The organism is Pseudoflavonifractor sp. 60, from assembly GCF_009911645.1.
In the GTDB taxonomy this organism is placed as follows: Bacteria; Bacillota; Clostridia; order Oscillospirales; family Oscillospiraceae; genus Lawsonibacter.
Genome location: NZ_QWKI01000075.1, coordinates 1 through 8,815 on the forward strand (window position 1 = coordinate 1; position 8,815 = coordinate 8,815).

Consider the following 8,815-nt stretch of genomic DNA (forward strand, 5'->3'; position numbering starts at 1 on the left):
AAGGAATGTAAGCAGAAAATCAGCAAGGCACAGAAGCGGCATAAAGAGCTTGACGGGCTTGTGAAAAAGCTGTATGAGGACAACATTTCCGGCAAGCTGTCCGATGATCGGTTTATCAAGTTGTCCCGTGACTACGAGCAGGAGCAGGAACAGTTAAAGGCTGTCGTGGAAACCCTGGGACGGGAAGTGAAACAGCAGGAGCAGAAGAAAACCAACGTCAGGAAGTTCATTTCTGTGGTGAAGAAGTACACGGACATGACCCAGCTTGACGCCACTATCCTGCGTGAGTTTGTGGAACAGATCAGGGTGTCCGAAACCTACACGACCGACGAACAGCAGAAGCGGGTGAAAATCCGGGAAATTGAAATCGTCTATAACTTCATTGGTGCGTTTGATTTTGAGGAAGCGCGGGAGCAATCCCAAACTGCCCAAGACAAAAATATTGCGAAAGTCGGCGCAGCTTAACGCCACACCGACCCTCGCTTAAAATGTTTTCTTACGTCACCGCCGCATTCGCCGGGGGATATTTATTATGGCAGAAGAGATTTACTTTTTGGCTGGCTCCGGGTGATGTCCCTCGGTGGCCAGATAGGCGGGACCGGTGTTCTGCACCTTGGCAAAGGCCCGCTTGCGCACAATAAGCATGAGGAAGAGAAGGTGGAACAGGGCGGTAATGGTCCAAGTGACAGGGTAGGAGATGTACAGACAGGCGGGGGTTCGGTAGACGGGGAACACGGTGGCAACCCAGACCAGCCGCAAAACGCAGGCGCCCATGATGGAGGTGAACATGGGGATGACAGAACTTCCCAGCCCCCGGAGTACGCCCACAAAAACCTCCATGATGCCGCAGATAAAATAGGGACAGCTTATGTAGCGCATCCGCACCAGGGCCTGCTGCACCACATCGGGCTCTCCGGGGGCGTAGACGGAGGCCAGCGGTCCGCCGAAGAGGTAGACCAGATTGCCCAGAACCAGGCCGAAGAGTACGGCGAACAGAACGCACAGCCGGGCCACCTTGTCCACCCGGTCACATTTTCCGGCGCCGTAGTTCTGACCCACAAAGGAGATGGCCGCCTGGTGGAAGGCGTTCATGGTGACGTAGACAAAGCCCTCAATGTTGGAGCCGGCGGCAGAAGCGGCCACCAGCACCGGATCGTTAAAGGAGTTGAGGGAGGACTGGATGACTACGTTGGACAGGGAGAAGACAACTCCCTGAAATCCGGCAGGCAGGCCCACCCTTAAAATCTGAATGACCACCTTTTTGTCCAGCCCAAGCCGCCTCAGGTCCAGATGCAGGGGCCCCTGCTCCGACATGAGGCACCGCACCACCAGGGCGGCGGAGATGTACTGGGCGATGATGGTAGCCAGGGCAACCCCGGCCACGTCCATGCGCAGCGCGATGACAAGGATCAGGTTGAGGATGACGTTCACCACTCCGGCGGCGGTGAGGTAGTACAGGGGCCGCTGGGTATCCCCCTGGGCTCGAAGGATAGCCGCGCCGAAGTTATAGGTGAGGTTGGCAGGCATTCCGAAGAAATAAATTCGCAGATAGATGGTGGCCAGGTCGATGACGTCGGAGGGGGAAGACATCCACTCCAGCAGCTGGCGGACCATCACCACACCAAATATCATCATAGCCACGCCGCTGGCCAGGGCCAGGGTTATGGCGGTGTGGACGCTGCGGCTCACGTTATCGTGCCGCCCCGCGCCCAGGTCCCGGGCCACCACCACATTGGTGCCCACCGACAGGCCCACAAATAGGTTAATCATCAGATTGATGAGGGAGGTGTTGGAGCCCACTGCCGCCAACGCCTCTTTTCCGGCAAACCGGCCTACCACTACCACGTCCGCCGCGTTGAACAGCAGCTGGAGCAGGCTGGAGGCCATCAGCGGCAGGGCAAAAATCAAAATTTTGTCTGCCAGTGTGCCGCTGCACATATCGATACGATGTGTTTTTTTCAATTTCCCATTTCCCTCCGGAGTCCGCTTACCGGTAGGAGAGGAGGGTCTCCACATCCTTGCGCCTGGGGGCGGCGGGGTCGTCAGCGGGGCGCCCCAGCGCGATGAGGGCCATCAGCTCCTGGTCCTGGGGAATGTCCAGGTATTCCTGGAGGCCCTTGCGGTCAAAGACGCCCATAATGACGGTGGCCAGCCCCAGGTCGTGGGCGGCCAGGCAGAAGGTCTGGGCCGCAATGCCGCAGTCGTAGTACTGCCAGCCCTCGCCCCGGTCGGTGGTGAGGGAGCCGTCCCGCTCATAGCCGCAGCGGTTTTTGATAAAGGTCTGGGCGATGAGCACGGGGCAGGAGCGGATGATAGCCGGATTGTTGGAGCCGGGAAGACAGAACCGCTCCACAATCTCCTCCCGGACCGCCTTGTCCTCAATGGCGATGTAGCGGCTGATCTGGGTGTTCTTCCAGCTGGGGGCGTAAGCGGCCAGGGCGACGATTTTCTCGATCTCCTGGTGAGTGACCGCCTCCTCTGTGAATGTCCGGTGACTGCGCCGGGTCTGGATACAGGTCTGGGTGTCCATAGTGATTCCTCCAATTTTGTTTGCGGTTTTTAGGGGCGGCCATGACAGCCGCCCCTTTTACCATTCAGAATATTGCTATGTTAGCCCAAACCGGGGCGCTTGTCAAGACTGGGAGCCGCTGAAAGGGGGAGAAAAACCGGAATTTGGATCAAAACTTGAGGTGGATGCGCTGCCGTCCTCCTGGGGGACGGACTGAACCGTATCGGCGGGCCGCTCCTCCCCGGGCAGCTTGTCGGGGAGCTGCTCCAGGTCATAGTCGGCCCCTTTATAGATGGGTTCCTCGGCAATAGGGTCGTTCCCCTCGGAAATGGGGGTGTCGGGAACGGTGACACCGCCGGGCATGGTGTGGTGGACCGCCGGGTCCTCTGTCTTTGCGCTGTCGGTGCCCACATCCTCGCCCTGGAAGTCTTCGAGGCTGACCCGCTGGCCCACCTGCACATAGATGGCGTCGTCATCGGGGTCCAGCCGGGCCAGGAGGGCCAGCGCCTCGTCGGTGACAGAGGTGAGGGTGAGCTCCAGACAGTTTTTGGATTCCATGGTGCCGCAGCCGCTGAACAGCCCCAGCTTCTGCATGGCATCGACCACCTTGTCCTGGAGGTCGTGGAGATAGGCCAGGGAGTATTTGCAGGAGCTGAACGCAACCCTGCCGTTGTCCGTCCAGTCCAGGACCTTCAACTCCAGAGATTTGTCTCCGGGGTCCTGGCTCTCCACCAGACAGACGATCAGCGTGCCGGTGTCGTCGATATAGGCCCCGCCATACCAGTCGGGATTGGGTCTGATATAGGGAGCCAGCTTGTTGTAGGCCCGGGTCGCCTCCTCCTGGGAAGGAGCATCGCCGATATAGGTCCCGGCAGGCAGAACGCCGGTGTTGGAGGCGGAGGGAGGGGCCAGCTCCTTCTGGGAGAAGGCCTTCAGGGCGTCCAGGGTGAAGGGCTCGTCCTCCCCGCTGTTCCTCTGCAGATCGATGAACATTCGCCACTTGGCCCAGGTCATCTGGTAACCGATGGACAGGTACTCCTCAACCTCTTCTTGGGTGTAGGGCCCCTCCAGCAAAGCCTGCGCCAGTTCCCGGGGGGACATGTCCCCATCCAGCTCTCTCTCCTCACCGCCGCCAGTGACGGCGGCATTTTCCATGATGTCGAGATGATAGCTGTCCAGTCCCTCCACTGCCACATAGCTGTGCAGGCAGCTGAGGTCAAGCTCCTGCTTGGGACGCAGTGCCCGGTAGGCAGGATAGGCGCACAGCACCAGGGCAGCGCAGGCGGCGAGGGCTACGTACCTGCGGAGAGGTGAAGGTCTCTTCCCCGGCCGGGCCAGCTTTTCAGACAGGGTCGCCCGGAGCTGGGGGGAGGGGGTCATCTGCCGGTTCATGGAATCAAACAGTTCCTGATTCATCAAAATAGTCTCCTTTCAGCGCATCCCGGAGCTGTTCCCGTCCCCGGGTCAGCCGCATTCGGACGGTTCCCGGGCGGATGGCCAGAATTTTGGCGATTTCCTGGGTTGACAGCTCCTGGAAATAGAACAGATAGATGGGCAGGCGGTAGTCCCCGGCCAGATTTTGCAGCGCCTCCCACACCCGGTTCTCCTCGGGCTCCTGAAACTGGACCGGGGCGTCCTCACGCTCCGACAAGGGGACGGTCTTTTTCCTCCAGCTGGAGGAGGTAACCCGCCGGCACTGGTTGATGGTGGTGCGCAGCAGCCAGGCTTTCCGGTGCTCCTCGTCCCGGAAGGTCTTTCCGCACTGGCAGTAGGCCAGGAATACCTCCTGAAACACGTCGTCGGCGTCGGCGCGGCAGCCCGTCCGGGTCAGCGCCAGGCCGTACACCATATTTTGATAGCGGTCAATGATTTCCTCCATCCCACCGCCCGCGCGCAGCGGCAGAGCTTCCATAGGCAAGACCTCCTTTCACCTGTAACTCAAAGCAGCGGGGGAAATTGTCACAGGGCCGAAAAACTTTCTTCCCATTTTACCAGACTTGTGCTATACTTACCATGTATTATTGTGGGCAGAGGAGGAGCGCATGATTATATTAGGCATCGACCCCGGGGTGGCCACCATCGGCTTTGGAGTTATCCGGGCGGAGCGGCAAAAAAACACTCTGCTGCGCTATGGGGTCATTACCACGCCGCCGGGCATCCCGCTCTCCCACCGGCTGCTGCAAATTTCCAATGACATGGAGGAGCTGATCCACACCTTTCATCCCGACGAGATGGCGGTGGAGGAGCTGTTTTTTTCCAAAAATATCACCACCGGCATTTCGGTGGCCCACGGGCGGGGGGTGATTTTGCTGGCGGCGGAGAAGCTGGGGGTCCCCATCTTCGAGTACACCCCCATGCAGGTGAAGCAGGCTGTCGCCGGTTACGGCGGAGCAGACAAGCGGCAGGTGATGCTGATGACCCAGCGGCTGCTGTCTATGCGGGAGGTGCCCCGGCCCGACGATGCCGCCGACGCTTTGGCCATTGCCATCTGCCACGCCCGCTCTGCCACCAGTCTGCTGAATACAGAGCGGATCTTTGACCCGGAAAAATACGACACGCGTTGATCGACCTTTTGCGGAGGAGGAATCCAATTTGTTTTACTATCTCAACGGCACGGTGGCCCACATCGAGCCCTATCTGACGGTTATCGACTGCGGCGGGGTGGGCTACGCCTGCCGCACCACCAGCTATACCCTCTCCGGACTGAAGAAGGGGGACAAAGGAAAGCTCTTTACCTATTTGAATGTCCGGGAGGACGGAGCGGACCTGTACGGCTTTGCCACGGCGGAGGAGCTGCGGCTGTTCCGACAGCTGATCTCCGTCTCCGGCGTGGGGCCCAAGGCGGCGCTGTCCATCCTGTCCGCCAGCACCCCGGCCAATCTGGCCCTGTCCATCATCACCGGGGACGAGAAAGCCCTCACCTGCGTCCCTGGTGTGGGCAAAAAGATTGCCCAGCGGGTGATTTTGGAGCTGAAGGATAAGCTGGCCAAGGGGCAGACCATCAGCGCCTCCGGGGAGAGCTACGGCGGCAGCGGGGTCACCGTCATCCCGGAGAACAAGCTGTCTGAGGCCACCGCCGCCCTGGCCGTGCTGGGCTACTCCCAGGGGGAGATCAACGCCGCTCTGAAGGGGATCGACCTGGACAGCCTGACGTTGGAGCAGATTATCAAGGAAGCGCTGAAAAAGATGGTGAAAGCATAAGAGGAAAGGAGCCGCCGTCATGACAGAAGAGGAAAAGAAAATGGTCCAGAAGCAGGAGGACAGGGGGGAGTACCCTGCCCCGGGTTGGGACGCCATCAGCGATACCTTTGACCGGATGTACCCCGGCCAGGACAATCCCCGCCACTTTGGCTGCCTCATTCCCTGGCGGCTGGGAGGTCCCGACCCGCTCCAGGGGGTCAGCGCCTACGACGGCGGAGACTATTTCCACTTTGTTACCTACGGTCTGTCCGACCTCTACGAGAAGGAGGGGAGCGACCCGGAGTACAGCGGCTATGGCCTGGAGTTCACCCTGAAGCTGCGCAAGGAGGGGATGGGGGATGAGATGGCCGAGCAGCAGTGCGTTGTGGGCATCTTCAACGACCTGGCCCGGCTCACCTTTGAGAAGGGGGAGCAGTTTTTCCCCAACGAGTACATCTATACCGGCCAGGAGCTGGGCTTTGACGTGGGCCAGAAATCCAGGCTCACCGGCTTTGTCACCGCCCTGGACGAGGCGGGCACCATCGAAACTCCCAACGGCAAGGTGGACTTTGTCAAGCTCATTGGGGCCACCGACGCAGAGCTGAAAGCCATTATGGAGGGGAAGCTCCGGGTCCGGGAGTTGGTGGAGAAGATTGGCGACCTCACCGATTACACCCGGGACAGCGTAATTTAGGAGGAATTATGGCGACATATGAGTGTACCCTTCGGGGGGACTACGACCAGGCTCTGCGGTACCTGCACGAGGGCATCCTCAACGGAAGCGCCTCCGCCAGCTTTGAGGGGGAGAGCTATTTTCAGAGCGCCGGCGTGCGGGTCACCGTCCGGGTCTACGAGCGGTACAGCTTTGCCGGCGGCAACCGGCTGTCCATGACCCTGACCCTGGTGGGAGACGGGGAAACGATTCACCTGTCGGGCATTACTGCCGGGGGCAGCCGGGGTGTCTGGATGAAGATCAACACCTGGGGCGAGGAATCCTTTCTGGACAAGCTGCGGGAGCTGGTTCAGCGGTGGTAAGACAAAGGAAGTGAAATTTTGAGTATTGATTTTTCCGGCGGCGGCTTTGAGCCGGAGGAGCTGGAACCCCTGGTGACCACCTCCCTGACCAAGGAGGACGAGGGGGAATATTCCCTGCGGCCCAAGACTCTGCGGGAGTACATCGGCCAGGAGAAGGCCAAGGGCAATCTGGAGGTCTTCATCCAGGCGGCGAAAATGCGCAGCGAGCCCCTGGACCACGTGCTGCTCCACGGTCCCCCGGGGCTGGGCAAGACGACCCTCAGCGGCATTATCGCCAACGAAATGGGGGTCAACGTGCGCATCACCTCCGGCCCGGCCATTGAGAAGGCGGGGGACCTGGCGGCGCTGCTTACCAATTTAAATGAAAACGACATCCTCTTTGTGGACGAGATCCACCGGCTGAACCGGTCGGTGGAGGAAATCCTCTACCCCGCTATGGAGGACTACGCCATTGATATTATCATCGGCAAGGGCCCCTCGGCCAACTCTATCCGGCTGGACCTGCCAAAATTTACCCTGATTGGGGCCACGACCCGGGCGGGGCAGCTGTCAGCCCCTCTGCGGGACCGGTTCGGGGTTACGCTGCGGCTGGAGCTGTACTCCCCGGAGGAGCTGAGCTGGATCGTGACCCGCTCCGCCGGGATTTTGGAGGTGCCTATTGAGTCCGAAGGCGCCATGGAGATTGCCCGCCGCTCCCGGGGGACCCCCCGCATTGCCAACCGGATGCTCCGCCGGGTGCGGGACTTCGCCCAGGTGCGGGCGGGGGGCGTTATCACCAAAAAGGTGGCCGACGAGGCCCTCACCGCCTTGGAGATCGATCATCTCGGCCTGGACTCCATCGACCACCGAATGCTGCGCTCCATTATCGACAACTACCGGGGGGGACCGGTGGGGCTGGAGACCCTGGCCGCCACCATTAACGAGGAATCGGTGACCCTGGAAGACGTGTACGAGCCCTACCTGATGCAGCTGGGCTTTTTGACCAGGACTCCCCGGGGCCGGTGCGTGACCCCCAAGGCTTACCAGCATCTGGGCCTGACCGTCCCCGGCGGCGCCGGCGGGCTGGACCAGCTGAGTCTGTGAGGTAGATACTATGGAGTACCGAAAGGCGTGCCGGACGGACGTTCCTGCTGTCATATCCCTGGTGGGGGAGACCATTCGGGCCGTCTACCCCAAATACTACCCCCAGGGGGTCGTGGACTACTTCCTGGAGTGGCACAGCCCGGAGCGGATCGCCGCCGCCGTGGAGGCTGGACAGGTGAACGTTATGCTGGATGCCGGGAAGCTGGTGGGCACGGGCAGCCAGGAGGAGGGGCATATCTCCAGGGTGTTTGTCCTGCCGGAGTACCAGGGCAGAGGATATGGGCGTTATATTCTGGACCGGCTGGAGAAGGCCGTTGGGGCGGCGCATGATACCGTTCAAGTGGACGCCTCTCTCCCTGCCGTCCTCCTCTATGAGCGCCGGGGGTACCGTACGGTGGCGCACCAGAGGGAAGTGACAGACAGCGGCTGTGTGCTGGTGTGGGATGTGATGGAAAAACGTCTGAAGGAGGAGTGAGCCATGGACCAGGATACCATGTTCTTTTTCAATGAACACCCGCAGGCGATTCCCCTTTACAGGGCCTTTGAGGAACGGCTTCTGTCGGAGCTGGAAGGCGTGGTCATCCAGCCCCAAAAGACCCAGATCACGCTGAAAAACCGGCGGGTGTTCGGGGCGGTGTCCTTCCTCAAGGCCAGAAGGTCCAAGGATCGGCCCGAGCCCTACCTCACCATAACCCTGGGTCTGAACCGCCGGGCGGTGTCCCCACGCATAGACCAGGCCAGCGAGCCATATCCTGGAAGATGGACCCACCATCTGGTCGTTGGCTCTGTGGAGGAGATCGACGACGAGCTGATGGCCTGGGTCCGGGAGGCCTATGACTTTGCGGCGGCAAAGCGATAGAAATTAGCCTTTGGCTGCCTGCCATTTGTGGAGCGGGCCGATGTCGTCCCACCCTACGCAAACGCAGGAGCGCACAAGCGGCGCAGCCGCTTGCCCCCTTTTGAAAGGGGGTGCCCGAGCGAAGCGAGGGCGGGGGATTGTCTTAGGAA

General features: G+C 60.5%; 12 protein-coding genes. 8 read left to right on the top strand and 4 right to left on the bottom strand.

What is annotated here, in order from left to right; translation table 11 throughout:
* A partial coding sequence (locus D1646_RS08455; protein ID WP_160636040.1) for a DUF4368 domain-containing protein occupies positions 1-465 on the top strand: 465 nt, incomplete at its 5' end.
* A gap of 81 nt (positions 466-546) precedes the next feature.
* On the opposite strand, the gene D1646_RS08460 is transcribed toward D1646_RS08455, so the two are convergent.
* The 4 genes from D1646_RS08460 to D1646_RS08475 form a co-directional block, all read right to left on the bottom strand.
* Positions 547-1,962 (bottom strand): MATE family efflux transporter, encoded by a 1,416-nt coding sequence (locus D1646_RS08460; RefSeq protein WP_243154086.1) that lies wholly within the window; start codon positions 1,960-1,962, stop codon positions 547-549.
* 25 nt (positions 1,963-1,987) lie between these two features.
* Positions 1,988-2,530, bottom strand: coding sequence for a nitroreductase family protein (locus tag D1646_RS08465; protein WP_160636042.1), 543 nt, complete (start codon positions 2,528-2,530; stop codon positions 1,988-1,990).
* Between the two features lie 102 nt (positions 2,531-2,632).
* Positions 2,633-3,925, bottom strand: a complete 1,293-nt coding sequence (locus tag D1646_RS08470; RefSeq protein WP_160636043.1) for a hypothetical protein — start codon at positions 3,923-3,925, stop codon at positions 2,633-2,635.
* On the bottom strand, positions 3,906-4,421 hold the full coding sequence (locus D1646_RS08475; RefSeq protein WP_243154087.1) for a sigma-70 family RNA polymerase sigma factor: 516 nt from the start codon (positions 4,419-4,421) through the stop codon (positions 3,906-3,908). The genes D1646_RS08470 and D1646_RS08475 overlap by 20 nt, the downstream gene beginning before the upstream one ends.
* Before the next feature lie 130 nt (positions 4,422-4,551).
* On the opposite strand from D1646_RS08475, the gene ruvC reads away from it, so the two are divergent.
* The 7 genes from ruvC to D1646_RS08510 are packed head-to-tail and all read left to right on the top strand — an operon-like array spanning position 4,552 to position 8,666.
* Positions 4,552-5,073, top strand: a complete 522-nt coding sequence (gene ruvC, locus D1646_RS08480; protein ID WP_160636044.1) for a crossover junction endodeoxyribonuclease RuvC — start codon at positions 4,552-4,554, stop codon at positions 5,071-5,073.
* A gap of 28 nt (positions 5,074-5,101) precedes the next feature.
* Entirely contained in the window at positions 5,102-5,710 is a 609-nt protein-coding gene (gene ruvA, locus D1646_RS08485) for a Holliday junction branch migration protein RuvA (RefSeq protein WP_160636045.1), read from the top strand.
* 19 nt (positions 5,711-5,729) lie between these two features.
* The gene (locus D1646_RS08490; protein ID WP_160636046.1) at positions 5,730-6,383 is read left to right on the top strand and encodes a suppressor of fused domain protein; all 654 of its coding nucleotides are present in this window, start codon (positions 5,730-5,732) and stop codon (positions 6,381-6,383) included.
* An 8-nt stretch (positions 6,384-6,391) separates the two neighbouring features.
* Entirely contained in the window at positions 6,392-6,724 is a 333-nt protein-coding gene (locus D1646_RS08495) for a DUF6054 family protein (RefSeq protein WP_160636047.1), read from the top strand.
* Positions 6,725-6,742: 18 nt separating this feature from the next.
* Entirely contained in the window at positions 6,743-7,807 is a 1,065-nt protein-coding gene (gene ruvB / locus D1646_RS08500) for a Holliday junction branch migration DNA helicase RuvB (RefSeq protein WP_160636048.1), read from the top strand.
* A 10-nt stretch (positions 7,808-7,817) separates the two neighbouring features.
* Positions 7,818-8,282 (top strand): GNAT family N-acetyltransferase, encoded by a 465-nt coding sequence (locus tag D1646_RS08505; protein WP_160636049.1) that lies wholly within the window; start codon positions 7,818-7,820, stop codon positions 8,280-8,282.
* Positions 8,283-8,285: 3 nt separating this feature from the next.
* A complete protein-coding gene (locus tag D1646_RS08510) occupies positions 8,286-8,666 on the top strand; it encodes a DUF5655 domain-containing protein (RefSeq protein ID WP_160636050.1) in 381 nt (126 codons plus the stop codon).
* Positions 8,667-8,815 lie beyond the last annotated feature (149 nt).